Here is a 26,624-nt window from a genome sequence, read left to right as displayed (position 1 = left end):
GCAGCGAAGTGATGAACGACTTATGGAAACACGCGCCAATTACGTTGCAGTCGGTGCCTTCACCATTGTGCTGCTGCTGGCCGCTTTCGGCTTCGTCTATTGGACGAGCGGTGCGGGCGACAAGGCGGAGATGGTGCCGGTTCAGTTCCAGATTCCCGGCTCTGCGAGCGGCCTCACACGCGGCAGCCTCGTCACCTTTAACGGTGTGCGGGTCGGTACCATTTCATCCGTTTTCATCGATGGTTCGCGCCCCGATGTTGCGCTCGCGAACGCGCAGGTCGACATCGCAACGCCGGTGACGCCCTCGACCCGAGCTGGCGTCGGCATCGCCGGTCTGACAGGCACGGCCAATATCGAACTGTCCGGCGGCGATCCGAACGAAGAGAACATCCTACGCAAGGCGGCCGCGGAGAATCGCAGCGCGATCATTCAGGCCCAGCCGTCCCAGCTGGCAACCCTTATGGAAACGGGAGAAAGCATTCTAAACCGCGTCAACGAGGTGGTAGGCGAACTGGAGGGCTTTACGAGCGATGCGCGCCAGCCGCTGACCCAGTCGCTGAAGAATGTCGAAGAGTTCACTTCCGCGCTGGCGGACAATTCCGACGAGATCGGTAATTTCCTGGCCGCCGCCGGAGATCTGTCCGAAACGATTGGCGGTCTGTCCGGCACGATCGAGGGCTCGGTCAGGCAGATCGAGCAATTGCTGACCGCCATCAATCCGGAAGATCTCGGCCAGTCCGTGGCCAATGTCCGGAAAATCACCGAGGAACTCGTGGCTGCGTCGGAGCGGGTTTCCGGCGTGGTGGCGCAGGCTGAAACCTTCATCGGCGAACTGGAGCCCGGCGTCGGCCAGCAGTTCATGACCGATGCGAGCGAAACATTGTCATCGGTCCGGCAGGTGGTGGCCAATGTGGAACAGCGCATCGATCCGATCGTCGCCAGCCTTCAGAACACCCTGCAGAAGACCGAAGCCATACTCGATGGCGTGGAATCGGAAGATATCGGCCAGACCGTCGCAAATGCGCGTCAGGTTTCGGAGCGGCTGACCACCCTGACCGAACGAGTCGATACGGTGGTTGCAAAGGCCGATACCTTCCTTGGCGATGTGGAGCCGGGCGCCGGCAGCGCGCTGGTGGCAGATGCCCGGTCGACGCTCTCCTCGCTGCAGGCTATCACCGAGGATGTCGGCTCGCGGATCGATCCGATCGTCAGAAGCGTGCAGCAATCGGTCGAACGCGCCGAAGCGATTCTGGAGACGGTCGAACCGCAGGAAGTCGAGCAGGCGGTTGAAAATACGCGTGAGCTTGCCGAACGGTTGAATGCGGCTTCGGTTCGCATCGACGGCATTCTGGCCAAGGCCGACGCCTTCATGGGCGGGCTGGACGCCGATGCCGGCAACACATTGATGACCGAAGCGCAGCGTACCCTGGCGAGCATTCGCGAGGCTGCGGTCACGATCCAGCAGACCTCCAACACCTTGAATAGCCGCATCGATCCGATCGCCGGCTCGATTCAGAACTTCACCGATCGCGGACTGAAGGACGTGCGGTCCCTCATTACCCAGGCAAGCAGGTCCATCGAGCGGATCGAGCGAAGCCTGACGGAGTTGGGCCGCAATCCGCAGCGGATCATTACCGGCGGAGAAGGACAGGTGCGCAGTTATGACGGTCGCCAGAGACGATAAGAAAACGTGGCGCGGCGGCGACACGACGAGGCCGATGGAAGGTGCGAACTGCCGAACAGGTCGGACCTTCCTTGACATTATTCGATGGCGTGCCGCCTAGTCGCGCCGCGTAAACGTTCTCAACGGGGCGAGAACGAGGGAAGAGAAGCGTATTTCCGTGAGCGATCCACATTCGACGATCAAGATGTTTGGCGATAATGTTGCAAAAAGCCTGCGCCTATTGCTGATGGCCGTCTTTGTGGCCGTTCTGCCAGGTTGCGCGCTGGTGGGCGGCGGTTCGCCGGAGCTCGATACGTTTGGCCTGACTGCACCCGATCCGCAGACGCGCCTTTCCACCCGCCGGCAGATTCTGCTGCCGGAGCCGAGCGCGATCAAGGCCTTGGATGGGCAGAACATCGTGGTTATGACGTCGCCGACCATGGTGACCTATCTGGACGGCGCGCAGTGGAGCGATCGGCTGCCGCTTCTGGTCCAGGCAAGGCTTCTGCAATCCTTCGAAATGGCCGGCATTGCCGGTGTCGGTACGCCGGGCGAGGGGCTCGCGATCGACTATCAGCTCATCACCGATATTCGCGCCTTCGAGATCCGTGCCTCCGGCCCGGAAACTGCGTTCGTGGAGATTTCGGTGCGGCTGCTTAATGACCGGAACGGTCAGGTGGTTCGGCAGGCTTCCTTCGATGCAGAAGTCGCTGTCGCGGGGTCCGGTCCGGATGCCTACGCCAGCACGCTCAATCTGGCGTTCGAAGACGTTGCCAGCCGGATCGTCAACTGGGCGCTCGGTCTGATCTGAATAGGGCGTTCAGGAGCGCCGAACCGCGGTCGTCAGGCCTGACGCTCCGGTACGGTCACGACCATACCGTCCATCTCATCGATGATCGGCACCTGACACGACAGGCGCGAGGTCTCGCGCGCGTCATAGGCGAGATCGAGCATGTCTTCTTCCATGACGTCCGGCTCGCCGACCATCTTCATGAAGGGCTCGTCGATATAGACATGACAGGTGGCGCAGGCGCAGGCGCCGCCGCATTCCGCTTCGATTCCCGGAACGGCGTTCCGAACGGCCGTTTCCATCAGCGTGGCGCCGTTTTCGGCGGCGATATCGAAGCGCGTCCCGTCAGGGGCAACGAAGGTGATTTTCGGCATGAGACCCTCAGAGAGGAAGGAATGGCGCGAACGGAACGACCCGCCCGTTTCTGGTCGGTGTCCGATTGGCAAAGCTTGAGAGAGCTGTCAACTCCGCCGAAGCAAAGGCAGGTGGCGTCTCAGCGAAGGATCGAGGCGCAGAATTCCTGTACGCGCTCGATTTCGGTAAAGAGCTCGCCGAGGGCTTGATCGTTGTCGCGATCGCTTTCCAGCCGGGCCGCCACATCCGCAAGATCCATTGCGCCGACGCCGCGGGCGGAGCCCTTCAGCGCATGAGCCAGAAAATGCCGCTCTTCGCTCGAGGCGTGCTTCAGGGACGCCGCACTTTGCTGAACCTGCGTGCAGAAGAGTCGGAGCACTTCCTCGCCAAGGGCCCGGTCGCCGAATGTCTGCTCGGACAGATGATCCAGATCGATCGGCCGGCCCTTCGATTTGGCGCATCGTTCGCCACCTGGTCGGTCGAACGCGACGGACTGGATTTTGCGTGCAAGGATCATGGCGAACTCCTGCGGCCAAAGGGCGCTGATAAGGTTTGTAACGATAATGGGACCGTTTCGCTTAACCTTGCCTTAACGAGGCCATAGAGCTGTGCCCAAGGAAAATGCTGGCTCCGCTCGGCGTTAACTAAACTTAAAGACAAATGAAGAAGCCCGGACGAAATGGTTTTAAACCGGGCTCGCTGTCTTTACGATGGAAGTAGTATGGTTGTGGCTCATGCGTCCGCTTTCAATGGCGGGCTTCACTCCGAAGGAGTGGCTGGAACCGGTAGACAAAGGTGTTGCGTATGGCCGGCAAACCCAACGAAAAAGAGAATTTCGAGGACCTTGAAGGTCTGCTCGATGGCGATTTCGATCTGGATATCGGAGAGATCGAGGCCGAGTTCGGCGACGAACAGGTGCAAGATGCCACGCCGGTCGCAGCTGGCGATCAGTCGTTTCAGCTCGAGGAATTTGACCTTGATGAGTTGACCGCGCAGATCGAGACCGCCGCGCGCGATCTGACATCCGAAGGCAGCGACGAAACCACTGCGCCGGAACCTTTCGAGGCAGAGCAGCCTGCATGGACGACCACGGCCGATGATTTCGAATTGGCCGCGGATGAGGCGCAGAACGATTTTGCCGCGGAACTCGACACCTACGATTTCCAGACTGGCCTGACGGAGACGGCGCAAGCCGATACGGCCATTGCTGGCGATGAAACGCCGGTTGCCGCCGCCGCCGGTGCGGCCGCAGCGGGCGGGGTGGCAGCGAGCTCGAAAACGAGCGCTGCACCCATAGCCAGTAATGATCCAACCCCGGAACGGGGCCGCTTTGCCGCAGCCAATGATGATGATCGGCGCAAGGATTATCGCGCCACAATCGCATCGTTGCGCCGTGGCGCGCCTCTGATCGCTTATTGGGTTGCGGCGCTCGTTTCCATCGTGTGGTTCATCGGCACCTTCGCCGTGGCTGGTTTCGTCTTCGACGCGCCGGTTTGGGAAGCCGGTACGCTTCAGAACGTGACGTCCTCGCCAGCTCTTCTCATCACGCTACTGATCGCCTTCATTCCCTGCCTTCTTTTCTTTGCCTTTGCCTCGCTGATCCGCCGGGCTCAGGAAATGCGCATGGTCGCGCAGTCCATGACGGAGATCGCCTATCGGCTGGTGGAGCCGGAAGAACTGGCGATGGAGCGTGTCCACACGGTCGGATCGGCCGTGCGGCGTGAAGTCCGCGCCATGCAGGAAGGGATCGATACGGCCATCAATCGCGCCGCCGGTCTCGAAAGCGTCATGCGCGGCGAAATGGGCGAACTGGAACGCTCTTATGCAGAGAATGAATCGCGCATGCGCGGTTTGCTCGATGGCCTGGCAGCCGAACGCGACGCCGTTTCCCACCATGCCGAACGCATGCGCGAAACCGTCCGCGTTTCCCACGAAGCGCTGCGCGACGAGCTGAGCGAATCGACCGATTTCATTCGCGACAATATTCTCAAGGCCTCGACCTCCCTATCCTCGCAGCTTTCGCTCTCTGGCGAAGGGCTGAGTAATCTGCTGGATGAGCGGGTTGCCGCCATCGGCGCAATCGCCGATTCCGTTGGAACGCGTCTCGATGAGACAGCGACGCCGCTGCTTCAGCGTATCGCAGAGACCACCACGGGCCTGGACCAGACCGTTGAAAAGATGACGGAACGCGGCCGCCGGTTCGAGGAAGGCGTGTCCGCTGCGCTGGACGAGCGGCTGACCGCCATTGATGAGCGCAGCGATGCTTTTGCCATCCGCTTTGCGCAGTCCGTCGACGGGCGTCTCGAAACGCTGGACGGCAAGACCTCTGAGATCGAGAAAAAGATCGCCGATGCCCTCGATGGCCGGCTTGCCATTCTGAACGAACGCAGCGTGGCGATGACCTCGACGATTTCCGGCACCCTCGACGAACGTATCGATGCGCTGGAATCCAAGGGTGCCGCGATAAACGATCGTCTCATCGGCTCTCTGGATGAGCGGCTGGCGCGTCTGGAAGACAAGGGTTCCGCGCTCGGCGCCGGACTCGCCGCATCACTGGATGCGCGAATCGCCGAGCTTTCGGAGATCATGGAAGAACGGGCGTCCAGCCTGTCGTCCACGCTCACGGACGGGACGCGCTCCTTCGCCGATACGGTCAGTGCGGGCGAAGAGAACTTCGTCGGAACGATCGCCGGTCATCTCGACAGGCTGGACGAAACACTCACCCACCATCGTGAGGCCTTTGACGAAAAAGTCGGCGAATCGGCGAACGCATTCGGCCAGACGCTCGACAGTTACAGCCGCGACAGCCTGGAGCGCATCGACGGCGTGGCGACGCGCGTGGGCGAGGCCCTCGAGAGCCGGACGCAGCAGGCAGTGGAACGTCTCGACAGTGCGGCCACAGGTCTCGGCGAAACGCTGGAAACCCGCTCGCGCGAGACGATGGACCGGATGAACACTGCCACCGGCGAATTCGGCCAGCAGTTCGACAACCGCCTCGAGGCCATCCGCGTCAATCTCGACGAACGCGGCGAAATGCTGCTGGGTGAGTTCGACACGCGCGCCAGGGCGCTGGAGAGCAACACCGAACGTCTGAATGACGCACTACAGACCCGCGCCGATGCCATGAACGCCACGCTGCTGGACCGTACAAAGAAACTGGCGGGTACGATGAGCAGCGCTCGCGATGAGCTCACGGCCTCGATTGATCAGGGCAGCGCTCGTCTTTCGGAACGTGTTGGCGCTCTTTCGAGCGAGATGGCGCGTCTGGTCGACGACCGTCTCGACAATATGATCGGCCGTCTCGAGGAAGGCCGTGATCGCATCGCCAATGCGCTGCGTGACGATGTGTCCGAAGCGGAGCGGATCCAGACGGAACTGTCCGACAAGATCGCTGCGGAATTCGCCAAGAGCCATGACAATCGGGAACGTCTGTCCGATCTGATCGGCCATTTGATGGACGAAGTTCGTGGCGGCAGTGAACGCCTCGATAGCGTCTTCGCCGAACGGCTGAGCATGATCGATGAGCGTTCGACGACGATGGAAAACGCCCTGACCGTTGGCGCTGACGGCGTTCGGCGTGCGCTGGAGCAATCGGCCGGCACAGTGGCCAGCTCATTGCGCGGCGTTGTCGTCGAGGCCGGGGAACGCCTGGCCGAGGATGCGGGCCGTGCAGGCGAGGAAGCCGAGCGCCGCCTTGTGGAGCGGACCGAGAACCTTCGTGGCTTGTTCCGTGATGTCGACGAACAGGTCGAGCGCATGGGCGCTCGTGTCGACGGGCTGAAGGGCTCGCTGACGAGCGAAGCGGAGGCTGTCGACCGCACCCTTGCCGATCTCGGCGATCGCTTCGTCGCATCGGCCGAAAAGGCTGGCGATGCATTGCGTAATCGCGTTGGCGATATGGAAGGACTGGTCGAAGCTGCCGGCCATCAGTTGGGCCGTTCGGTCGCCGGATCGGCCGAAAATATCGCCGAGCGGATCGCTGAACTCCAGACCCTTCTTGCCGCGGCGGAGATGCGTCTTGCCGACGGCATGTCGCAGACCGGCAATCAGCTGAACGATCGCGTCGAAGCCATCATGCAGACGATTGCGGCGGCAGACAGCGATTTCGCCAATGTGTTGGACGCCAATCGCGATCGCGTTCGTGAGACAGTCACCGACGTGGAACGCGCCTTCAGCGAAGCTGATGACCGCATCCGTACTCGCACAAGCCTGACCAATAGCGATCTGCGCAACCGAGCTGAAACGATCGCCAAAGCGTTCGAAGAAATAGATCAGCGGCTCGGTAGCGGTGTCGCTGAAGTTGAGGCCGCGTTGAAGGCTGGCGCCGACAGGGCCGGGGAGCGCTTTGCCGCTACCGTTGGTGAAACGAAGGCCGATCTGGAGCGTCGGACGGGTGAACTGAGCGACAGCATTTCGGTTCGCGCCCGTGAGCTTGGCGAAGTCATCGAAAGCACCACGAACGGTATCGACGAGACCTTGTCCAACCGTGCGAAGGAAATCGAAGAAACGCTCTCCGGCCGCGTGAACGAAATTAATGAAGCGCTGTCTGGCCATAGCAAGCAGATCGAAGACACGCTGAATGCGCGTAGCCGCGAACTCAACACCAGCCTTGCCATGCGTGCGACCGACTTCAACCGTATCCTTGACGAAACGGCCGCTCCACTGATCGATCGGTTGGCGGAGCAGGGGTCCACCCTGCAGGGGCAGTTGGAAGAAGCGAGCCGCGCGGCAACCGAGCATTTGCGGGCAGAAAACGCCAAGCTCGTCAACGCTTTGGCGCATCGCACCGCCGAGACGTTGACGGCAATGGAAAACGCTCGCAGCTCGCTCAGCGAGGAAGTGGGCAGCCTGATTGGCCGGCTTTCGACATCCAACGGTCGCCTCGATCAATTGATCGCAAGCGCCCGCGAAAGCCTCGGCGAAGTGGATGGTTCGCTTTCGGAGACGATCGAACGGCTGTCGAGCCGCAGCGAGGAGGCCAGCCGCAATCTTGCTGCTTCCGCCCGCCTGATGGACGACAATTCGGAGCGCTTGCATGAAATGTCCGGCGGGACACTGCGCGATGTCGCATCCATCGTCGCCACGCTGGACCAGCACGGCGGCATGCTGCGCGAGGCGACCGATCTGCTGAACGCCGCGCAGTCAAATCTCTCGTCGACCGTAACCGACCGGCAGGATGCGTTGCGCGATCTGGCGGATGGCCTGGTCCTGCGCAGCCAGGAAATCGAAAAGTCGATGAAGGGCTTCGAGCTTCTGGTGTCCGGCGCGATCTCCAATGTGGAAAGCCGTGCGCGTAGTGCCACAGAAACACTGGCCACCGAACTGACGGAGAAGACCGACGGTCTGACCCAAAGGGTCTCCGAAACGACCGATGGTCTGCGCAGTCGCGTCAGCGAGACGACGGACACGCTGGACAAGCAGGTCTCGGCCGCGGTCGAAGCGGCGACCGGTCGTTTTGCAGACGCCACGGAAGAAATGCGCAAGACCGCGCAGGATATTCGCAAGGAACTGGAAGAGACCCGCGGCGAACTGAAGCGCGGCGTGTTCGATCTGCCCGACGAGACGCGCGAGAGCACGAGCAAGATGCGTCGCGCGGTGGCCGACCAGATCAGCGCGCTTCGGGAATTGTCGCAGATCGTCAGCCAATCCGCTTCTGTCGTCACGCAACCGCAGGCTGAGGCGCCGCCCATGCGGGCCGCTGTGGGCATGGAGAATGTTTCGCCGCCCTCAGGCGCTTATCCGACCGCACCCGCAGCGCCGGCGCAGTCTGATATTCCGCGTGCGGAAGCTGCCAGTGCTGCGCCATCGCGTCCGGCCTACCGGCCCGCAGAAACAGTGCCGAGTGCGGCGGATGAGAGCGATTCCTGGGTACGCGGCCTTCTGCGCCGTGCGAGCCATGACGAAGAACCGACGCAGTCCGAGCGCCGTTCGCCAGGGCAGGTGGTCGACAGCCTCAATTCGCTATCGGTCGATATCGCCCGGGCCATCGATCAGAACGCCGCTCTCGATCTGTGGAAGCGCTATCAGGCTGGAGAACGCAACGTCTTCACCCGCCGGCTTTACACGCTGAAGGGACAGCGCACCTTTGACGATATTCGCGCCAAATACGATAAGGACCGTGAATTCCGCAACGCCGTGGACCGCTATTGCGAGGATTTCGAACGCCTCCTGCAGTCCGCATCCAAGGATGGTGCGGCGCTGGAACGTTATCTCGGCAGCGACCAGGGCAAGGTCTTTACCATGCTTGCCCATGCCAGCGGCCGTCTTCGCTAAGAGGACGCCTTCCACTCGATAATCAAAAAGGGAGGGTCTCACGGCCCTCCCTTTTTTCTTGAATGATCCTGTGGCATGGGCGGGCTGGAAGAAAAAGATCGACAGGGAGGCGAGCCATGACCACAACCGCGTCGATCGAGTCGGGCGATCCGTTCGCCGAGCGGCAATGGCGGCTCGCCCATGGTCGGGCACTCGTGCTTGGCCCGCGCGCTGTCATTATGGGCATCCTCAATGTGACCCCCGACAGTTTTTCCGATGGCGGCCGTCATGCAAACGTCGATCAGGCTGTCGAGCACGCATTGAAAATGGTGAGTGAGGGCGCCGCCATCATCGATATCGGTGGCGAATCGACTCGTCCCGGCGCCGAGCCTGTGAATACAAGCGCTGAGCAGGATCGTGTTCTGCCCGTTATCGAAGCCTTGTCGGCCCAGTCCGACGTACTGATCTCCATCGATAGCCGGCGCGCGGAAACGGCCCGCCTCGCGATCAGGGCGGGCGCCCATATCATCAACGATGTCGAAGGGTTGCAGCATGATCTTCGCATGGTGGATGCGGTTTCGGTTAGCGGGGCTGGTCTCGTGGCCATGCATACCGGGCGGGATCGCGAACGGCTTGCGGACCCTTTGGCGGACCAGCGATTTTTCCTGAACAAGGCCATCCGCCTGGCGGCGGAGGCTGGCGTCGGGAAGGATCGGCTTGTTCTCGATCCTGGTTTCGGTTTTGCGAAGACCCCCGTCGATAATCTGGCCCTCATGGCGCGTTTCGACGAACTCCACGCGCTGGGCCATCCGCTTCTTGTCGGCACGTCGCGCAAGCGCTTTCTGGGCCAGATCACCGGTCGGGCGGCGAATGAGCGCGATATGGCGACTGTCGCTTCCAGTGTGATATTGCGACAAGCGGGGGCCGCGATCGTTCGCGTCCATCATGTCGCCGCTCATGCCGACGCGCTGGACGTGTGCGACGCCATGCGGCAACCATCCTTGTTCGACCTGTCGGGAGAGGCCTGATGCGCTATTCGATACGCATAGACAATTGTGGGTTTTTCGCTCGGCACGGCGTCTTTCGCGAAGAAGAAGCGTTGGGGCAGCGTTTTTACGTGGACGCCGTTCTCGATCTCGAAGTAGGCGACGCGCTGCAGACGGATACGCTTGCCGGCACGGTCGATTATGGCGAGGCCTACGATCTCATTGCCGAAGTCGTCATGGGCGAACGGCGCTATCTGATCGAATCCATCGCGATGACGACCGCGAAAACGTTGGTGGAGCGCTTCGAGCCCGTTATTCGGGCCGAGGTGACGATCCGCAAGCCGAATGCGCCCGTTCGAGGCGTTCTGGACTTCGTGGAGGTGAAGGTTGCCTGGCCACAATAGGGAGCCGACCGAGGTTCTCATTGGCCTGGGCGGTAATCTTGGCGATCCGGAAAGCGCTTTTCGTCGTGCTCTGCAACGTCTGTCGGCGGAAGGCTCACTTGTCATCAGCGCGGTTTCTTCGCTCTGGCGAACGCCGCCCTGGGGCATGGAGGATCAACCCGACTATCTGAACGCATGCGCGCGCGGAACGACTGCGCTGTCGCCCCAACTGCTGTTACAGCGGCTCCTCGCCGCCGAAGAGGCGGAAGGCCGTATCCGCGGTGTCCGCTGGGGCCCCAGAAGCGTCGATCTCGATCTACTGTTTTTCGGAATGCGGTCGATTGCGGAAGAAGGGCTGACATTGCCCCATCCGCGTATTGGCGAGCGTGCCTTCGTGCTGCTGCCGCTTGCGGAGATCGCGCCGGACTGGTGCTACGAAAACGAGACCATCGAGGTGCTTGCGGCCCGCTCCGACCGGACCGGTCTCGACATCATCGCTTCGCCTGCCGATTGGTGGGTAAGCCGGTAAGCGCTTCCAGAAAGATTGATAAGCCTAGCGAACCGAACTGGTCGTCACGGCATCGATGCGATTCAGCCCCAGCCCGATCACCGGAACCATGCCATCGCCCACGCGCACCGAAATGGTGATCGTCATCTTGTCGCCATCGGTGACCCGGGCCAGCATTGCGCCGTTCAGCTCGTTGCGCTTCAAAGTGAAAATCGCGCGACTGCCGCCGACATTGCCGCCGATAATGTCGAGGCCTTTGCCAAGTGCGCCGTCGAGAAACGCGCCGCGATAGCCGCCTTTCGCCCAGTGGATCTTGGCTTCCATTCTCTGCGAGAAAATGCCCACCCGGCAGGTTCCGCCGATTGTCATTGCCGCATCGGCCAGGCTCTGCACGCCAGCAAGCTTGCAGTTGAATTTCGTGCCCTTGTACTTGCCGGCGACGATCTCGCCGGCCCCGGCCCATTCGCCCTGCACGGACTGGAAAAAGGCCTGATCGCTGCTCGGAGGCCCGGCCATGACCGGACCAGCGGACAGAATGAGAAGGCTGGCGGCGGCGACTATCGATCGGAACATGAAACAGCTCGGCTCACACAAGGGGACAAGGTGAGGCGAGTGTTACCGAAAGCGGTTAATCATTCATGAGCGCGCCGGGTCGTCTTTCACTTTTTCCGCAGTACTCAGCCGCGTCAATTCGCCCAGAAAGTCGCTCATGGTCGGCCGTTTCCTAGCGTTGAAAGGCATGGGGCGCACCGTATCGAGCGCTGCGATGCCGATACGCACGGTCATCAGGCCATTGACCACGCCTTCGCCGAGCCGCGCCGAAAGGCGGGCGGCAAGCCCATGACCGACCACCTGCTGGACGAGACCGTCACCAACGGCAATCGAGCCGGTGACCGCCAAATGGGCAAGCACATCCCGCGCCAGCCGGATGAAGCCGAGCGTGCCGGGACGCGCCCCATAAAGTTCCGCGATTTGGCGAATGAGCCGTCCCGATTCGAACAGCACATAGGCCAGATCGACAACAGCCCGCGGTGAGACGGCGGTCACCACGCTGACGCGCTTGGCGGAATTCAGGATCATCGGGATCGCCTTCTTATCCAGCGGCCCGAGCATTTCCTTTTCGGCCAGCGCCAACAGATCGGGCGGATCGATGATGTCGTCCATCAGCCGCGCCATCTCGGCCCGCCCCGCCTTGGCTTCAGGCCTGTCGGCGAGCGTTTTGGAGATATCGCCGATCAGCGCCTGCGCGCCGTCACGCGTCGGATGCGTCACCTGTTCGATGCCGCGCGCATGAAGCCGCTCCACCGAACCCAGCCGGCGCAGAGCCCATAACTCGCGCAGCACCCCCACCACAAGCGCCACGAGCGCCAAGGCGGCAAGACAGGCGGCTGTCCACCCGAGCCAGTCCGAACGCGTGAAGAGATCGCGGATGAGTTGGTCGATCCAAAGGCCGATCGCCAGCGACAGGAGCAGACCCAGCGCTCCGAAGAACAGCCGCCGCAGCGTGAAGAGCCGGCGTTTTCGCGGCGGTGGAGGAGGGGGCGCTTCCAGTCCATCCAGGTCGAACGGATCGTCCGTTTCCGGCGAGAAATTGATCCGTTCCATCTCGCGAACGGCCAGAGGGACGCGAGGCTCCGTTGGTGCCGCTGCCGGGGCGGGCGCCGCATCCTCCGGAACGCGAAAACTCTGTGGCGTGCGGGGTGTATCGCTCATACCAGCCGGTCTCCGAGAAGGAACTGCATCGCGCGGTCCAGGCGAATATGCGGCAGCGAAAGGGCGGCGCCATTGGCGGTCGTTTCCACGGCCGGCGGGCGGAACCGGACGAAGCGGATCGGATGGGCGGGTTCGCCATCCTTCCCTCGTGTGAAGATCGCATCGGGATCGGGCGGCAGATCGCCTGGAAAGATGGCGGTGCGTGCCTGCCCGTCGAAGGTTTCGTCGCCGATCGTTTCGCCTGCGATCGGCACGCCGGAAATGACCGGAAGCGCGTGACCGTTTTGCTGCACGGTGCCTTCCCGCGTCGCGCGGACGGCGGCCATCGCAAGCGTGGCGACCTCTGCACCATGATAGCTTGCCCGCTGAGACGCCTTGTCGACAAGGCGTTTGACGATGGCCTCAAGCCGCTCATGGCTTTCGTGATGAATGTGATCCGCCTTGGTGGCGGCAATGAGCAGCCGGTCGATTTTGCGGGAGAACAGGCCCGTCATTGCGTTGAACCGCCCCTGGCGGAAACACTCCATCAGGCCGGTCAGGGCGCGTTCGAGATCGACGACCGCATCGGCGCCGGCATTCATGGCCTGCATGGCGTCGATCAATACGATTTGCCGGTCGAGCCGCGTGATATGCTCGCGAAAAAAGGGGCGGACCACATGGCTTTTATAGGCTTCGTAACGGCGCCCCATCATGGCCCGCAACGAATCGCGGGCCGGGCTGCCATCGCTCGGAAGAAGCGGCGAAAAAGTCAGCGCGGGCGACCCCTCCAGATCGCCGGGCATCAGAAAGCGGCCGGGTGGCAGCGTTGAAAGCGCCAATTCGTCGGCACGGCAGGCTCGCAGATAGTCGGTAAAGAGTGTTGCCAATTCCCGCGCATCGGATTCGGACGCAGTCTTGTCGGCTTCGATGGTCTGGAGCCGGGCCAGGAAGGGTTCCGCCAGTTTGGCCCGGATCGGAAGGCGGGCCAGTTCGATGGCTTCGCGACTGAACGCTTCGAAATCCTTGCCGAGGAGCGGCAGGTCGAGCAGCCATTCGCCGGGATAGTCCACGATATCGAGCGACAGCCGCCCGCCGGAAAAGAGCCGGTTCATGAAGCTGCCGGCGTCGTAGTCGACGGTCAGGCGCATTTCGGAGATCGCGCGGGTGGATTCGGGCCAGACGCGTTCCTTCACCAGCGCGGCGACGTGATCCTCATACTGGAAGCGCGGCACAGCGTCGTCCGGCTGGGGCTCCAGATAGGCATGGCGCAACCGGCCGGTCTTCTGCGGTTCGAACAGGGGCAACCGCCCGCCATGCAGAAGGTTGTGGACGAGCGCGGTGATAAACACCGTCTTGCCCGAGCGCGACAGTCCGGTCACGCCGAGGCGTAGCGTGGGTTCGGCCAGCCCCGCGATCCGGTCCATCACGGTATCGACCGCGATCAGCGCTTCGTCGGCGATGCCTGTCAGTCGCGCCAAACCACGTTCCTCTTCGTCCGCTGTATCCGCAACGCCTACATAGGGGCGACCGCCACGATTGAGAAGTGAGCGCGCTAAAGGCCGTTTAGATCCTGGGGTCGCAGGAACATCCGAAGATAGCCCATATCGGGAAGAGCGTTGTCGATGGGTCCATCGACATCGATCACCGCAAGCCCGCAAGCGGCGAAACCGGCCCGGAGCGCGCGCCTGGCCTCCGCTTCGCCTTCTGCCGAAAGAGCGATCGCCACGTCTTCCATCATCGGATTGTGGCCGACGACCAGCAGCGATCCGTTGCCTGCCGCGTCGGTTATCAGGTCGGAATAGGTGCCGATGTCGGAATGATAGAGTTCGTCCAGATAGGTCGCCCGATCGGCGCTCATGCCAAGGCCCTCGGCCAGTTCGGCCCATGTCTGGCGAGCGCGCAATGCAGTGGAGCAAAGGACGCGGTCCGGCAGGAGCTGACGGTCCCTCATGACGCCGCCAAGGCGCTTCGCATCGACCAGTCCGGCAGGCTCCAGCGGCCGATCGAAATCCTTCATGCCCGGTTGCGGCCAGGCGGCGACGGCGTGACGCAGTAGATAAAGTCGGCTCATATCCGAGCGATGGCCCCCAAATTCGTGGACTGTCAGCTAAACGGATCGTCATGCGCTGCGCAAGCGACGTGGGGTTGGCCTCCTGCACGCTTTTCAAGAAAAGGTGCAATCTTTCTTATGGCGCGCGCCCTTGTGCCGAATCTAGGCTTTTCGTATAGGGCACTATGGCTTCATGAAACGACACGCGGGGAGAGTCGTATGCTTGATGCACTGGAGAAGGAGTCGTTGCCGTCAGGTTATCGACCCAATGAAGACGAGCCGTTTATGAACGAACGGCAGAAGACCTACTTTCGCGCCAAATTGAAGGGCTGGAAGGACGAGATTTTGCGCGAGGCGCGTGAGACGCTCGAAAGCCTCCAGCAGGAAAACGCCAATCACGCCGATCTGGCGGATAGGGCGTCTTCGGAAACTGATCGCGCCATCGAATTGCGCGCCAGGGACCGTCAACGCAAGTTGATCGCCAAGATCGATGCGGCCCTTCGCCGTATCGACGAGGGTACCTATGGCTATTGCGAGGAAACGGGCGAGCCGATCGCGTTGCAGCGTCTGGATGCCCGGCCCATCGCGACTTTGTCGATCGAGGCGCAGGAGCGGCACGAACGGCGCGAGAAGGTCTATCGCGACGACTGATCGGTGGGTGAAACCGCCGCATGATCGCACAAGACGACCAGGGGCATCGGCGGCAAACCGGTGCCCCTGGCGTTTGTGAAATGGCAACGCTTCGCGGTGACGTGACGCTCGGCTATTGCTGTGGCAAAGAAGACGGGATCGGGATTCGCCATGCGGAACTGATCCGGATGGCTGAAGCGGGGAAGGCGGCGTGGCGCCAAAGCAACAAACGGTGACGGATAGGTTCTACCCGACGCCAATGATCGATGAGACCATGCGCCCCGGACCGGTGGCGCGGCTGCTGATCTTCGCCGCGGTGCTGACAGCGACGTCGGTCGTCTTTTTCCTGTTCCGCGAACAACTCGAAGAACCGGTTCTGCTGGCGTTTCTCGGGCTTTTGGCGATGATCGGCGTGGGCTATCTGTTCGCCACCGTGGTCGGCATCGTGAAGATCGCGCCGCGCTCCGCCAGCGATGAACTGTCCCGCGCCTTCGTGGATACGATGTCTCAGGGCCTTGTTGTGACCGATGGCCGTGACCGCATCATCTACGCCAACCGTGCCTGGGCCAAATTGACCGGGGCCATCGACGCCAGGGATATTCGCACGCCTCGTTCTCTTCTGGGGGACGAGCCCAATGCGGGGCCGATCGTCGCACGGCTGGACAAGATGCTCTCCGATGGAAAGTCCGACGAGGGCGAGTTCCGGCTCGCTACCGCCATTGCGCCGGGCCATGAGCCCATTCCGCACTGGTATCGGCTTCGCGCCCGCACCTTTCTGGTGCCGGGGCAAAGGCGCCCGGCCAGCGCCTGGCAGTTGATGGACATCACCGAGGAACGGACCGAGCAAGAGCGCTTCTTCCAGGAATTGCAGCACGCGATCGATCATTTGGATCATGCTCCGGCCGGCTATTTTTCGACCGATGCGGATGGCCGACTGACCTATGTGAACGCCACGCTGGCCGAATGGCTGGGCTTCGACCTCGGCACCTTTCTGCCGGGACAGACGTCCCTTGCGACGATTGTGGCAGGCGATGGCATGGCGCAGATCCGCTCCGTGCGCGCGCCTGCCGGCAATACCCGCGATGCGGTGCTCGATCTCGATATGGCGACCGTCGATGGCGCGGCGCTCCCCGTTCGCCTGATGCACCGCGTGACGACCAATCGGGACGGTTCGGTCTCCAATGCGCGCACGATCGTGCTGAACCGCACATTCGCCCATGACGTGACGGCCAATACCGGCGCGGCGGAGGCGCGCTTCACCCGCTTCTTCAACTCGACGCCCATGGCAATCGCGTCGGTCGATGAAGAAGGCCGGATCGTCCGTACCAATGCCCCGTTCCTGCGCCTGTTTTCGGGGACGGTGGATCAGGCTGCGCTCGATCACGATGTGCGGTTCGAGAACGTTATTGCCGATGCTGACCGGCCGGCCTTCCGCAAGGCGCTGCAACTGGCCCGTGACGGGCAGGCGGAAATATCGCCGCTGGAAACCTGCATGCCCAATGCGCCGGACCGGCAGTTGCGCTGTTATATCCACGCAGTCGTCGACGCAGGTGTATCCGAAGGCGAGGAGGAAGCCCGCCGCGAAGTGGGGATCGTCTATGCCGTGGAGACCACCGAGCAGAAGGCGCTGGAACAGCAGATGGTCCAAAGCCAGAAGATGCAGGCCGTCGGCCAGCTGGCGGGCGGTATCGCGCACGATTTCAACAATGTGCTGACCGCCATCATCATGGCGACCGATCTTCTCCTGATCGATCATCGTCCGACCGACCCGTCCTTCCAGGACATCATGAACATCAAGCAGAACGCCAACCGGGCCGCGTCGCTCGTTCGTCAGCTGCTTGCCTTCTCGCGCCGTCAGACGCTGCGGCCGGAGGTTCTGGACCTGACGGACGTGATGGCCGATCTGCGAATGCTTCTGACCCGGCTGGCCGGCACGAAAGTCGATCTGAAGGTCGAGCATGGGCGCGATCTGTGGCGGGTCTTCGCCGATCTCGGCCAGTTCGAGCAGGTCATCGTCAATCTGGTGGTCAATGCCCGCGACGCCATGCCGGAGGGTGGTGGAGTCACGGTGCGCACCCGCAATATCACCGAGGCGGAAAGCCGCGGCTTCGACTATCGAGAGCTGGAACCGGCCGACTATGTCGCCATCGAGGTACAGGATACGGGCACCGGCATCGAGCCCGATGTGATCAAGAAGATTTTCGAACCCTTCTTCACAACCAAGGAAGTCGGCAAGGGCACCGGCCTGGGCCTGTCCATGGTCTACGGATTCGTCAAGCAGTCGGGTGGCTTCGTCTATGCCGATTCGACGCCGGGACAGGGCACCACGTTCCGGATCTTCCTGCCTCGCTACACCCCGTCCGCCGCAGCGCAGGCAGCCGAGGCCGACGCTTTGGAAGCGGAACGCAGTGCGGCTGCGGCCGGAAAGTCCGATATGGCGGCCGCTGCCCCGGAAGATCTGACGGGCACCGCGACGGTGCTGCTGGTGGAGGACGAGGACGCGGTGCGGATGGGCAATGTCCGGGCGCTGGCGACCCGCGGCTACGACGTCCACGAGGCGGCATCCGGCGTGGAGGCGCTTGAGGTCTTTGCGGAGCTGGACGGCAAGATCGACATCGTCGTGTCCGACGTCGTCATGCCGGAAATGGATGGCCCCACGCTGCTGCGCGAATTGCGCGCACGCAACAATATGGTCAAATTCATCTTCGTCTCCGGCTATGCCGAGGAGGCGTTCTCCAAGAACCTGCCGGAAGACGCCAATTTCGGCTTTCTCGCCAAGCCCTTTTCCCTCAAGCAGCTCGCCGCCACGGTGAAGGAAATGCTGGAAAAGGACGACTAGGGGCGGAACGCTTCTAGAACAAAATCGTATTATCGAACGAAATCAATGATTTGAATGACTTGAAAAAAGAGAACAAAAAGGATACAGATAAATACGGGACAGCCCGATAGGCGGGCTAACGAAGCAACGGCACGGGTGCTAAAATGGCGCAGAATTCGTTACGGCTGGTCGAGGATAAGACAGTGGACAAATCAAAGGCGCTGGATGCAGCCCTTTCTCAAATCGAGCGCTCTTTCGGCAAGGGCTCCATCATGCGGCTCGGGCAGAACGAACAGGTGGTGGAGATTGAGACGGTTTCGACCGGCTCGCTCGGGCTCGATATAGCGCTCGGCATCGGTGGTTTGCCGAAGGGACGCATCATCGAAATCTACGGGCCGGAAAGTTCCGGCAAGACCACGATGGCGCTGCAGACCGTCGCCGAAGCGCAGAAAAGTGGTGGGATCTGCGCTTTCGTCGATGCCGAACATGCGCTCGATCCGGTCTACGCGCGCAAACTTGGCGTGGCGCTCGAGGATCTTCTGATCTCCCAGCCCGATACGGGGGAGCAGGCGCTCGAAATCGCCGATACGCTGGTGCGTTCCGGCGCGATCGATATTCTGGTGGTCGATTCGGTGGCGGCGTTGACCCCGCGCGCCGAGATCGAAGGCGAGATGGGCGATTCGCTGCCCGGTATGCAGGCTCGTCTGATGAGTCAGGCGCTTCGCAAGCTGACCGCCTCGATCTCCCGCTCGAACACGATGGTCATCTTCATCAACCAGATCCGCATGAAGATCGGAGTGATGTTCGGTTCGCCCGAAACCACGACGGGCGGTAACGCGCTGAAGTTCTACGCCTCCGTCCGCCTCGACATCCGTCGGATCGGGGCAGTCAAGGATCGCGATGAGGTGGTCGGCAACCAGACCCGCATCAAGGTCGTCAAGAACAAGATGGCGCCGCCGTTCAAGCAGGTCGAGTTCGACATCATGTATGGCGAGGGTGTTTCGAAGACAGGCGAACTGATCGATCTGGGCGTAAAGGCCGGTATCGTCGAAAAGAGCGGCTCCTGGTTCTCCTATAATTCGCAGCGTCTGGGGCAGGGCAGGGAGAACGCCAAGGAATTCCTGCGTTCCAATCCGGTCATTGCCGATGAGATCGAGATGGCGCTTCGCCAGAATGCCGGTCTGATTGCGGACGGTCTCCTGGCCGACGAATCGGGCAGTGACGATCTGGATGAGGCCGCCGGCAAGTAAATTGCGCCGCCTGGCTCTGACTGAAAGGCCCGTTCGTCCCGAGTGGGCCTTTTCCGTTGACAGCGATACTGGCGCCTTTATCGGTTGCCGCCGGATCGTCATGGACAGGCCTTTGCAGTCCGTCTAGAAACCCGAAAATTCAAACCTCCGCCGGCAGTCGCGGCGGCAGAACAAGGGTATCATCGCATGAGCGGCGTCAACGAGATCCGGTCGACCTTTTTGAACTTTTTCGAAAAGAACGGGCATCGGAACGTGGCCTCCGCACCGCTTGTGCCGCGCAACGATCCGACACTCATGTTCGTCAATGCCGGCATGGTGCCGTTCAAGAACGTTTTCACCGGCCTTGAACACCGGCCCTACTCGACGGCGGCCTCGTCGCAGAAATGCGTTCGGGCCGGCGGGAAGCACAACGATCTGGACAATGTCGGCTACACAGCGCGCCATCACACCTTCTTCGAAATGCTCGGCAATTTCTCCTTTGGCGACTACTTCAAGGAGCAGGCGATCGAACTGGCCTGGACGCTGCTGACGAAGGAGTACGATCTGCCGGCCGAACGGCTTCTCGTGACGGTCTATCACGATGATGATGAGGCGGCAGATCGCTGGAAGAAGATCGCCGGCCTGTCTGACGACCGGATCATCCGCATCGCGACAGCCGATAATTTCTGGTCCATGGGCGATACGGGTCCGTGCGGGCCGTGCTCCGAAATCTTCTTCGATCATGGCGAAGGCATTGCGGGCGGCCCCCCCGGCAGCCCCGACGAGGATGGCGATCGCTTCATCGAGATCTGGAATCTCGTCTTCATGCAGTTCGATCAGATCGAGCCCGGCAAGCGCGTGTCGTTGCCGCGCCCGTCCATCGATACCGGTATGGGTCTGGAGCGCATATCCGCTGTCCTCCAAGGTGTTCACGACAATTATGAGATCGATCTGTTTCGCGCGCTGATCGCGGCCTCGGCACAGTTAACTGGCGTCGAACCCGCCGGTGCGCAGCAAGCGAGCCATAAGGTGATCGCCGATCATCTGCGCGCCTCCGCTTTTCTAGTGGCCGATGGTGTCCTTCCTTCCAATGAAGGGCGTGGTTACGTGCTGCGCCGGATCATGCGTCGCGCCATGCGTCATGCCCAGCTTCTCGGCGCGGACGAGCCGCTGATGCATCGGCTGGTGCCATATCTGATCCGCGAGATGGGCCAGGCCTTTCCCGAACTGGTGCGCGCCGAAGCGCTGATTTCGGAAACGCTGAAACTTGAAGAGACCCGCTTCCGCAAAACGCTCAGCCGCGGCCTTGTTCTGCTTGAGGAGGCGAGCGCGGCGCTTGGAGAAGGCGATGTTCTGGCGGGCGAGACCGCATTCAAGCTTTACGATACATATGGCTTTCCACTCGATCTGACGCAGGATGCACTGCGCCAGCGCTCCATCGGCGTCGACACCGATGGCTTTGCTGCTGCCATGGAGCGGCAGAAAGCCGAGGCTCGTGCGGCCTGGTCAGGGTCGGGAGAAGCCGCCGACGAGCAGATCTGGTTCCGGCTTCGCGACGAACTGGGCGCGACGGAGTTTCTCGGCTACGAAACCGAGCAGGCCGAAGGGTCCGTCCTCAAGATCGTCCGTGGCGGCGAAGAGAGCGATGAACTGAAGGCGGGCGAGAGCGGTTTTCTCATCCTGAATCAGACACCGTTCTACGCCGAATCGGGCGGCCAGATCGGCGATACCGGCACCATTTCCGGCGATGGCGTCAGTGGCCGTGTCACCGACACGCAGAAACGCGCCGATGGTTTGTTCGTTCATGCCGTCACGATGGAAGAGGGAACCGTTGCGCCGGGCATGGCGCTGGAATTGCGGGTGGATCACGCGCGGCGCGCGGCGATCCGCCGCAACCATTCGGCGACCCATCTCCTGCATGAGGCGCTACGACAGACGCTGGGAACGCATGTGGCCCAGAAGGGCTCTCTGGTTGCGTCGGATCGGCTGCGCTTCGATTTCTCCCATCCCAAGCCCATCGGCGCCGATGAGCTGCAGACCATCGAGCGGATCGCCAACGCCGTGGTGGACCAGAACAGCCCCGTTTCCACCCGGTTGATGGCCGTCGACGATGCCATCGAGTCGGGCGCGATGGCGCTGTTCGGCGAGAAGTACGGGGACGAGGTTCGCGTCGTCTCTATGGGCGATCCCGCCGCGGAGGGCGATAAGGCCTGGTCCGTCGAACTGTGTGGTGGCACCCACGTCAGGGCGACCGGCGATATCGGTCTTGTGCGGATCGTCGCGGAAAACGCCGTCTCTTCCGGGGTTCGGCGGATCGAGGCGCTGACCGGCGAGGCGGCCAGAGGCTACCTTGCCGAACAGGAAGAGCGGTTGCGTCGGATCGCCGGTGCGCTGAAAACGTCGCCGGCCGAAGCGCTCGACCGCCTGAACGCCATTCTAGACGAGCGTCGGAAGATGGAGCGCGAACTGGCCGAGGCGCGGCGGAAGCTTGCCCTTGGCGGTGGCTCCGCCGCGTCGTCTGAGACGGGCCCGGAAAAAATTGGCGATATCGCCTTTGTCGGCCGGGTGCTGGATGGTGTTTCGCCCAAGGATCTGAAGCCGCTGGTCGATGAAGCCAAGCAAACGATAGGCTCTGGCGTCGTGACCTTTATCGGCCGCGGCGAGGATGGCAAGGCTTCCGTGGTCGTCGGCGTCACTGCCGATATGACCGGTAGGGCTGACGCGGTCAGTCTGGTGCGGGAAGCATCGGCCGCGCTGGGCGGCAAGGGTGGCGGGGGCAGGCCGGACATGGCGCAGGCGGGCGGCCCGGACGCCAGCAAAGCGACCGATGCGCTGGATGCGGTGCGCGCGGCGCTCCGCGGTTAATCGTCGGGCGCCTCTTCGTCCCTCGGCGCCAGATTGGCGCCCCGTGAAATCTTGCGGCCGAACGTATAGCCGGTCTCGACGGCGCGTCCGCCAAAGCGGCGGCGCAACTGGTCGATCGTCTCCTCCGCATCGGCCATGCGTTGCGCGCGCCGATCCACCAGGTCGGGCGGGTCGGCCAATCGGTCGCTGGTCAGTTCGGACAGGCCAACGCCGATCAGGCGGAAGGGCGTACCATCGACCTCGCGCTGCAGGAGATCCAGCGCGGTGTCGAAAATTCGCCCCGGCCTGCGTGTCGGATCGGCCAGCGTCCGGTTGCGCGTTCGGTTGCGAAAATCGGAGGTCTTGAGTTTCAGAACGACGGTCTGTCCGGCCAGCGCTTCGTCCTTCAACTTGGCGGCGATCTTCTCCGACAGGCTGCGAAGAATCGGCACCAGTTCGTCAAGCTTCGAAATGTCGCTGTTGAACGTGGTTTCCGAGGAGAGACTCTTTCGATTGCGATCGGGCACGACCTTGCGATCGTCGCGTCCCTCGGAGAGCGCCTTCAGCCGTTGACCGCCATTGCCATAGCGACGTAGCAGCGCTTCTTCGCTCATGGCCTGAAGGTCGCTGATACGCTCGATGCCATCGCGCCGTAACGTTGCCTGGAAGGCGGGGCCAACACCCGGCAATCGGCCGACGGATAGGCCAGCCAGGAACATCTTCGTCTCGGCCCTGCCTATGATGGAAAAGCCGCGTGGCTTGTCCATATCGGAGGCCAGCTTTGCCAGAAATTTGTTGTGCGACAGCCCGACCGACACGGTGATGCCGATCTCCGTGTGAACACGTTGGGCGAATTGGGCTAGAACATAAGCGGGCGGCGCATTGTGAAGGCGTTCCGTGCCGGAAAGATCGAGAAACGCCTCGTCGATGGAAACCGGCTGAACGAGCGGTGTGAGATCCTGCATCATCGCACGGATCTGCCGCCCGATCCGGCCGTATTTCGACATGTCCGGGCGGATAATGACGGCCTCGGGGCACAGTTTCAACGCCTTGAACATCGGCATGGCGGACCGAACCCCAGAGATTCGCGCCTGATAGCAGGCCGTCGTCACGACGCCCCGTTTGCCGCCGCCGACGATGACGGGCGAGCCCGCCAGTTCGGGCCGGTCGCGCTTTTCGACCGAGGCGTAAAAAGCATCGCAATCGATATGCGCCAGGCTGAGTTCCGGCAGCTCTGGATGACGAAGCAGCCGAGGCGAGCCACAATATGAACAACGCTTGGCCGTGCGAGGCAGCGTTTCGAGACAATCGCGGCAAAATCCCTGAGCGATGTCGCGTATCATGAATCGAAAGCCTGCCGGTTGAGACTGCGGTGATAAGGCGTCGCCATACAATCTAGCGCCGGATCGGCGCACGCGCCAACGGTCGATGGGCTAACCTAGATGCCCAGCGCCTCCCGCGCTTTCCTGGCCGCCATCGGCCAATCCTCTGCCGCGATGATCGAATCGGGCAATGGTGGCATCAGGTCCCGCATTGGCCGATGCGCCATCAGATGGATCAGTGTTGCGCTTGGAAGAGCTTTTGCTACCGACAACAGATTATAAGCCATGTCGTCGATGAACGCGACGGGCGCGTCCCGCCCGCCATGCAACAGCGATACGGCAGGCCCCTTGGCCTTTTCGGTGGTGACGAGGGGGTAGGGCACGCTAAGCGATGTCAAAAGCGCTTCCCGCGCCGCAAAATGCCGGTGTGGCATGGCCGTCAGCAAGACGATCTGCGCTTTTTGTGACAGCGAATCCAGCGCGTCCGAAAAACCTGGCGCGAGGATTTGCCATTCGTGCTGCACTTCGAAAAACCGGGTGATCAGGCTTTCGACGGTCTCTTTGGCGGCGGCGCTTCCCTCCGAGTCGAAAATATTGCCGTTGAGGGCGAACGATTGGGCCCGGAAGGAAAATCCCTCCGATTCCAGCCAGCGCATGAACGGGCCGAGAAACTCCAGAACCACCTCGTCCACGTCGAGAACGAGAAGAGGCCGGTTGTCCTCGGCAATCGATTCGATCTGCCGGCGCGTATCCGGATCGTCGCTCATGGCTGCCGGTCCCAGTCATCCTGGCCGCCAGGCAGGCGCCGCGCCGCCTTGGCCACCCTTTCAGCTTCGATCCCAGATTGCGCTGAAAACTCCATCAATGTCGGTTCATGCGCCAGGATGAAGGCCAGGACGCCGCCGAGAAACCCCGGCTCTTCCGCAGCGGGACGAATTTCGGAGATCGTGATGCCGGTGAGCGAAAGAAAGCGCGGCAGAAGAATGGGGTCGGCCGCGATATGACCGAGCGCAGCTATGGCGATTTCTTCGGCTTCGCTTGATCGGTCGTTTGCCATGCGGCGTTCCTCGTCGTGTCGCATTGTCGAACTGCGCGATATGTAGGGTAGGGAAGGTTGTAGTTTGGAATAAGCGCCAGTTTGCGTTTCATCAATCAAATCGCGCTATTCTGCGTTCGAATTGTTCACATGCATGAGAACCGGCACTTCGGCATGTGATGAGTTGGAATGAAAGCGAAAGAGGGCGTTCATGGCCAAAACCGTGATGATCGTCGAGGATAACGAGCTGAATATGAAGCTCTTTCGCGATCTCATCGAAGCGTCGGGCTATGAAACCGTCCGCACGCGCAACGGCCAGGATGCATTGGACTTGGCGCGCGAGCATCGTCCCGATCTGATTCTGATGGATATTCAGTTGCCGGGCCTGTCCGGACTCGAAGTGACGAAATGGTTGAAACAGGACGATGAATTGCACACGATACCGGTCATCGCTGTCACGGCCTTCGCGATGAAGGGCGATGAAGAACGCATTCGCCAGGGTGGTTGCGAAGCGTATATCTCAAAACCGATCGCTGTCGGATCCTTCATGGAAACGATCCGCTCTTATCTGGGCGACGGCTGAATGATGCGATTATCGCGACGTATAGCGGGGGGAGAGCGATGACAGCCCGAATACTGGTGGTCGACGACGTTCCAGCCAATGTCCTGCTCTTGCAGACGCGGCTGAGTGCCGAGTATTTCGATGTCGTGACAGCCGAAAGCGGACCGCAAGCGCTGGCGGCATGTGCCGAGCAGCCCATCGATGTCGTGCTACTCGACATCATGATGCCGGATATGGACGGCTACGAAGTCTGCCGGCGGTTGAAAGCCGAACCGGATACGGCGCATATTCCCGTCGTGATGGTCACCGCGCTGGACCAGCAGAGCGATCGCGTGCGTGGCCTTCAGGCTGGCGCCGACGATTTCCTGACCAAGCCGGTGGATACCATGCAGCTTCTGACAAGGGTCAAAAGCCTGGTACGGTTGAAGAACCTCTCCGACGAGTTGCGGCTGCGAGCCGCCACGTCGCGCACGATCGCCATCAAAACCCTTCTGAGCGGCGCCGACGAAGCGGCACATCAGCCTTCCATCCTTCTGGTCGATGAAAGGGATGGGTCCACTCTGGGCCTTTCATCCGTTCTGGATGGCTGGGCCACGGTCCAACATCAGAACGATCCCCAGGCCGGTTTTTTCGACGCCGTGGAGGGCCAGCCCGACCTGGTCATGATCGCGACGGGCTTCAAGAATTACGATCCGCTTCGCATTATCGCCCAGTTGCGTTCTGTCGAACGCACGCGTTTCACGCCACTTATGCTCATCGCCAACCCGGAAGAAAGCGATCTGGTGATGCGAGCCCTTGAACTCGGGTTGAACGACTACGTCACCCGACCGGTCGAGCCGCAGGAACTGAAGGCCCGCATCACCACGCAGTTGAAGCGCAAGCATTTTCATGAAGGTTTGCGCGCCAGCCTTACCGAAACGCTGCAACTGGCGATCACCGATCCGCTAACGGGGCTGCACAACCGGCGCTATCTGGAGGGCCATCTTCAGACCCTCTTCGACAGAGCGGCAAAGCGCCAGGCGCCGCTTTCTGTGATGATGATGGATCTCGATCACTTCAAGCAGGTCAACGACATTCACGGCCATGATGGCGGCGATACGGTGCTCCGCGAATTCGCCCAGCGCCTTCGCCGCAATGTGCGCGGAATGGATCTGGCCTGCCGCTATGGCGGCGAAGAATTCATCATCATCATGCCGGAGACGGATCAGCAGACGGCCCGGCAGGTGGCCGAACGCCTTCGCATGGCCATCGAAGCCGCGCCTTTCGCGCTCGGTCCTGGCAAGCCCGACATCGATTTGACCGTTTCCATTGGCGTGTCATCCGTAGTGGGAGATGAAGAAACGGCCAGCTCGCTGCTGAAGCGCGCAGACCTTGCCCTCTATGCAGCCAAGGATAGCGGCCGCAATCGCGTCATCGCCGATGCAGCTTGAGTTCTACATGTCCCAATATTAACCAACCCAGCCGCTTTCCGACCGATATTCTTAAGAACCGGTTGATTTTCGTGC

General features: G+C 61.7%; 22 protein-coding genes. 13 read left to right on the top strand and 9 right to left on the bottom strand.

What is annotated here, in order from left to right:
• The first annotated feature begins 22 nt into the window (after positions 1-22).
• Both B7H23_RS13850 and B7H23_RS13845 read left to right on the top strand, forming a co-directional pair.
• A complete protein-coding gene (locus B7H23_RS13850; RefSeq protein WP_094078040.1) occupies positions 23-1,684 on the top strand; it encodes an MlaD family protein in 1,662 nt (553 codons plus the stop codon).
• Between the two features lie 157 nt (positions 1,685-1,841).
• Complete coding sequence (locus B7H23_RS13845) at positions 1,842-2,474, top strand: ABC-type transport auxiliary lipoprotein family protein (protein WP_240535116.1); 633 nt, start codon at positions 1,842-1,844, stop codon at positions 2,472-2,474.
• A 32-nt stretch (positions 2,475-2,506) separates the two neighbouring features.
• Here the strand turns inward: B7H23_RS13845 and B7H23_RS13840 are convergent, their stop codons facing one another.
• Positions 2,507-2,827, bottom strand: a complete 321-nt coding sequence (locus B7H23_RS13840; RefSeq protein ID WP_094078039.1) for a 2Fe-2S iron-sulfur cluster-binding protein — start codon at positions 2,825-2,827, stop codon at positions 2,507-2,509.
• A 119-nt stretch (positions 2,828-2,946) separates the two neighbouring features.
• A complete protein-coding gene (locus tag B7H23_RS13835) occupies positions 2,947-3,324 on the bottom strand; it encodes an Hpt domain-containing protein (protein ID WP_094078038.1) in 378 nt (125 codons plus the stop codon).
• Between the two features lie 287 nt (positions 3,325-3,611).
• Here B7H23_RS13835 and B7H23_RS13830 point away from each other — a divergent pair, with 287 nt between their 5' ends.
• The 4 genes from B7H23_RS13830 to folK all read left to right on the top strand — a co-directional run bounded on the left by B7H23_RS13830 (position 3,612) and on the right by folK (position 10,957).
• Positions 3,612-9,080 carry an apolipoprotein A-IV repeat region-like domain-containing protein gene (locus tag B7H23_RS13830; RefSeq protein WP_094078037.1) on the top strand — a complete coding sequence of 1,823 codons (5,469 nt, stop codon included), beginning with the start codon at positions 3,612-3,614 and terminating at the stop codon, positions 9,078-9,080.
• Between the two features lie 116 nt (positions 9,081-9,196).
• On the top strand, positions 9,197-10,087 hold the full coding sequence (folP, locus tag B7H23_RS13825; protein WP_094078036.1) for a dihydropteroate synthase: 891 nt from the start codon (positions 9,197-9,199) through the stop codon (positions 10,085-10,087).
• Positions 10,087-10,449 (top strand): dihydroneopterin aldolase, encoded by a 363-nt coding sequence (folB, locus tag B7H23_RS13820; RefSeq protein ID WP_094078035.1) that lies wholly within the window; start codon positions 10,087-10,089, stop codon positions 10,447-10,449. The genes folP and folB overlap by 1 nt, the downstream gene beginning before the upstream one ends.
• Entirely contained in the window at positions 10,433-10,957 is a 525-nt protein-coding gene (folK, locus tag B7H23_RS13815) for a 2-amino-4-hydroxy-6-hydroxymethyldihydropteridine diphosphokinase (protein WP_094078034.1), read from the top strand. Before folB ends, folK begins: the two co-directional genes overlap by 17 nt.
• A gap of 24 nt (positions 10,958-10,981) precedes the next feature.
• Here folK and B7H23_RS13810 read toward each other — a convergent pair whose 3' ends face one another.
• From B7H23_RS13810 to B7H23_RS13795, 4 genes are all read right to left on the bottom strand, one after another.
• On the bottom strand, positions 10,982-11,509 hold the full coding sequence (locus B7H23_RS13810) for a hypothetical protein (protein WP_094078033.1): 528 nt from the start codon (positions 11,507-11,509) through the stop codon (positions 10,982-10,984).
• Positions 11,510-11,572: 63 nt separating this feature from the next.
• On the bottom strand, positions 11,573-12,649 hold the full coding sequence (locus tag B7H23_RS13805) for a YcjF family protein (RefSeq protein ID WP_094078032.1): 1,077 nt from the start codon (positions 12,647-12,649) through the stop codon (positions 11,573-11,575).
• The gene (locus B7H23_RS13800; protein ID WP_173861927.1) at positions 12,646-14,052 is read right to left on the bottom strand and encodes a YcjX family GTP-binding protein; all 1,407 of its coding nucleotides are present in this window, start codon (positions 14,050-14,052) and stop codon (positions 12,646-12,648) included. Before B7H23_RS13800 ends, B7H23_RS13805 begins: the two co-directional genes overlap by 4 nt.
• A 128-nt stretch (positions 14,053-14,180) precedes the next feature.
• Positions 14,181-14,699 (bottom strand): SixA phosphatase family protein, encoded by a 519-nt coding sequence (locus tag B7H23_RS13795; RefSeq protein WP_094078030.1) that lies wholly within the window; start codon positions 14,697-14,699, stop codon positions 14,181-14,183.
• A gap of 198 nt (positions 14,700-14,897) precedes the next feature.
• Between B7H23_RS13795 and dksA the strand changes: the two genes are divergently transcribed.
• The 5 genes from dksA (at position 14,898) to alaS (ending at position 22,220) form a co-directional block, all read left to right on the top strand.
• The gene (dksA, locus tag B7H23_RS13790; protein WP_094078029.1) at positions 14,898-15,329 is read left to right on the top strand and encodes an RNA polymerase-binding protein DksA; all 432 of its coding nucleotides are present in this window, start codon (positions 14,898-14,900) and stop codon (positions 15,327-15,329) included.
• A gap of 20 nt (positions 15,330-15,349) precedes the next feature.
• Positions 15,350-15,544 (top strand): hypothetical protein, encoded by a 195-nt coding sequence (locus tag B7H23_RS15960; RefSeq protein ID WP_139944419.1) that lies wholly within the window; start codon positions 15,350-15,352, stop codon positions 15,542-15,544.
• Between the two features lie 23 nt (positions 15,545-15,567).
• Positions 15,568-18,147: a cell cycle histidine kinase CckA gene (gene cckA / locus B7H23_RS13785; RefSeq protein ID WP_094078028.1), complete on the top strand. Its 2,580-nt coding sequence runs from the start codon at positions 15,568-15,570 to the stop codon at positions 18,145-18,147.
• Positions 18,148-18,290: 143 nt separating this feature from the next.
• Positions 18,291-19,376: a recombinase RecA gene (gene recA, locus B7H23_RS13780; RefSeq protein ID WP_094078027.1), complete on the top strand. Its 1,086-nt coding sequence runs from the start codon at positions 18,291-18,293 to the stop codon at positions 19,374-19,376.
• Between the two features lie 186 nt (positions 19,377-19,562).
• A complete protein-coding gene (gene alaS, locus B7H23_RS13775; RefSeq protein ID WP_094078026.1) occupies positions 19,563-22,220 on the top strand; it encodes an alanine--tRNA ligase in 2,658 nt (885 codons plus the stop codon).
• Here the strand turns inward: alaS and B7H23_RS13770 are convergent.
• From B7H23_RS13770 to B7H23_RS13760, 3 genes are all read right to left on the bottom strand, one after another.
• Positions 22,217-23,542, bottom strand: a complete 1,326-nt coding sequence (locus tag B7H23_RS13770) for a DNA polymerase IV (protein ID WP_094078025.1) — start codon at positions 23,540-23,542, stop codon at positions 22,217-22,219. The genes alaS and B7H23_RS13770 overlap by 4 nt on opposite strands.
• 95 nt (positions 23,543-23,637) lie before the next feature.
• Positions 23,638-24,288: a hypothetical protein gene (locus B7H23_RS13765; RefSeq protein ID WP_094078024.1), complete on the bottom strand. Its 651-nt coding sequence runs from the start codon at positions 24,286-24,288 to the stop codon at positions 23,638-23,640.
• Positions 24,285-24,578: a DUF3572 domain-containing protein gene (locus B7H23_RS13760; RefSeq protein WP_094078023.1), complete on the bottom strand. Its 294-nt coding sequence runs from the start codon at positions 24,576-24,578 to the stop codon at positions 24,285-24,287. The genes B7H23_RS13765 and B7H23_RS13760 overlap by 4 nt, the downstream gene beginning before the upstream one ends.
• Positions 24,579-24,768: 190 nt before the next feature.
• Between B7H23_RS13760 and B7H23_RS13755 the strand changes: the two genes are divergently transcribed.
• Entirely contained in the window at positions 24,769-25,140 is a 372-nt protein-coding gene (locus B7H23_RS13755) for a response regulator (RefSeq protein ID WP_094078022.1), read from the top strand.
• A 38-nt stretch (positions 25,141-25,178) separates the two neighbouring features.
• The gene (locus tag B7H23_RS13750; protein WP_094078021.1) at positions 25,179-26,549 is read left to right on the top strand and encodes a PleD family two-component system response regulator; all 1,371 of its coding nucleotides are present in this window, start codon (positions 25,179-25,181) and stop codon (positions 26,547-26,549) included.
• Positions 26,550-26,624: the final 75 nt, after the last annotated feature.

Origin of the sequence: Notoacmeibacter marinus, assembly GCF_002238045.1 — a bacterium.
GTDB lineage: Bacteria > Pseudomonadota > Alphaproteobacteria > Rhizobiales > Rhizobiaceae > Notoacmeibacter > Notoacmeibacter marinus.
The sequence above is the reverse complement of the archived record's forward strand: the minus strand, read 5'-3'. Positions and strand labels throughout refer to the sequence as shown.

What these genes read in the sequence shown, in the direction of transcription:
- B7H23_RS13760 (WP_094078023.1), bottom strand. Translation starts at nt 24,578, where the DNA reads ATGGCAAACGACCGATCAAGCGAAGCCGAAGAAATCGCCATAGCTGCG.
- B7H23_RS13800 (WP_173861927.1), bottom strand. Translation starts at nt 14,052, where the DNA reads ATGGACCGGATCGCGGGGCTGGCCGAACCCACGCTACGCCTCGGCGTG.
- folP (WP_094078036.1), top strand. Translation starts at nt 9,197, where the DNA reads ATGACCACAACCGCGTCGATCGAGTCGGGCGATCCGTTCGCCGAGCGG.
- alaS (WP_094078026.1), top strand. Translation starts at nt 19,563, where the DNA reads ATGAGCGGCGTCAACGAGATCCGGTCGACCTTTTTGAACTTTTTCGAA.
- B7H23_RS13850 (WP_094078040.1), top strand. Translation starts at nt 23, where the DNA reads ATGGAAACACGCGCCAATTACGTTGCAGTCGGTGCCTTCACCATTGTG.
- B7H23_RS13795 (WP_094078030.1), bottom strand. Translation starts at nt 14,699, where the DNA reads ATGAGCCGACTTTATCTACTGCGTCACGCCGTCGCCGCCTGGCCGCAA.
- recA (WP_094078027.1), top strand. Translation starts at nt 18,291, where the DNA reads ATGGCGCAGAATTCGTTACGGCTGGTCGAGGATAAGACAGTGGACAAA.
- B7H23_RS13765 (WP_094078024.1), bottom strand. Translation starts at nt 24,288, where the DNA reads ATGAGCGACGATCCGGATACGCGCCGGCAGATCGAATCGATTGCCGAG.
- B7H23_RS15960 (WP_139944419.1), top strand. Translation starts at nt 15,350, where the DNA reads ATGATCGCACAAGACGACCAGGGGCATCGGCGGCAAACCGGTGCCCCT.
- dksA (WP_094078029.1), top strand. Translation starts at nt 14,898, where the DNA reads ATGCTTGATGCACTGGAGAAGGAGTCGTTGCCGTCAGGTTATCGACCC.
- folB (WP_094078035.1), top strand. Translation starts at nt 10,087, where the DNA reads ATGCGCTATTCGATACGCATAGACAATTGTGGGTTTTTCGCTCGGCAC.
- B7H23_RS13770 (WP_094078025.1), bottom strand. Translation starts at nt 23,542, where the DNA reads ATGATACGCGACATCGCTCAGGGATTTTGCCGCGATTGTCTCGAAACG.
- B7H23_RS13830 (WP_094078037.1), top strand. Translation starts at nt 3,612, where the DNA reads ATGGCCGGCAAACCCAACGAAAAAGAGAATTTCGAGGACCTTGAAGGT.
- B7H23_RS13750 (WP_094078021.1), top strand. Translation starts at nt 25,179, where the DNA reads ATGACAGCCCGAATACTGGTGGTCGACGACGTTCCAGCCAATGTCCTG.
- B7H23_RS13840 (WP_094078039.1), bottom strand. Translation starts at nt 2,827, where the DNA reads ATGCCGAAAATCACCTTCGTTGCCCCTGACGGGACGCGCTTCGATATC.
- cckA (WP_094078028.1), top strand. Translation starts at nt 15,568, where the DNA reads ATGATCGATGAGACCATGCGCCCCGGACCGGTGGCGCGGCTGCTGATC.
- B7H23_RS13755 (WP_094078022.1), top strand. Translation starts at nt 24,769, where the DNA reads ATGGCCAAAACCGTGATGATCGTCGAGGATAACGAGCTGAATATGAAG.
- B7H23_RS13835 (WP_094078038.1), bottom strand. Translation starts at nt 3,324, where the DNA reads ATGATCCTTGCACGCAAAATCCAGTCCGTCGCGTTCGACCGACCAGGT.
- B7H23_RS13805 (WP_094078032.1), bottom strand. Translation starts at nt 12,649, where the DNA reads ATGAGCGATACACCCCGCACGCCACAGAGTTTTCGCGTTCCGGAGGAT.
- B7H23_RS13810 (WP_094078033.1), bottom strand. Translation starts at nt 11,509, where the DNA reads ATGTTCCGATCGATAGTCGCCGCCGCCAGCCTTCTCATTCTGTCCGCT.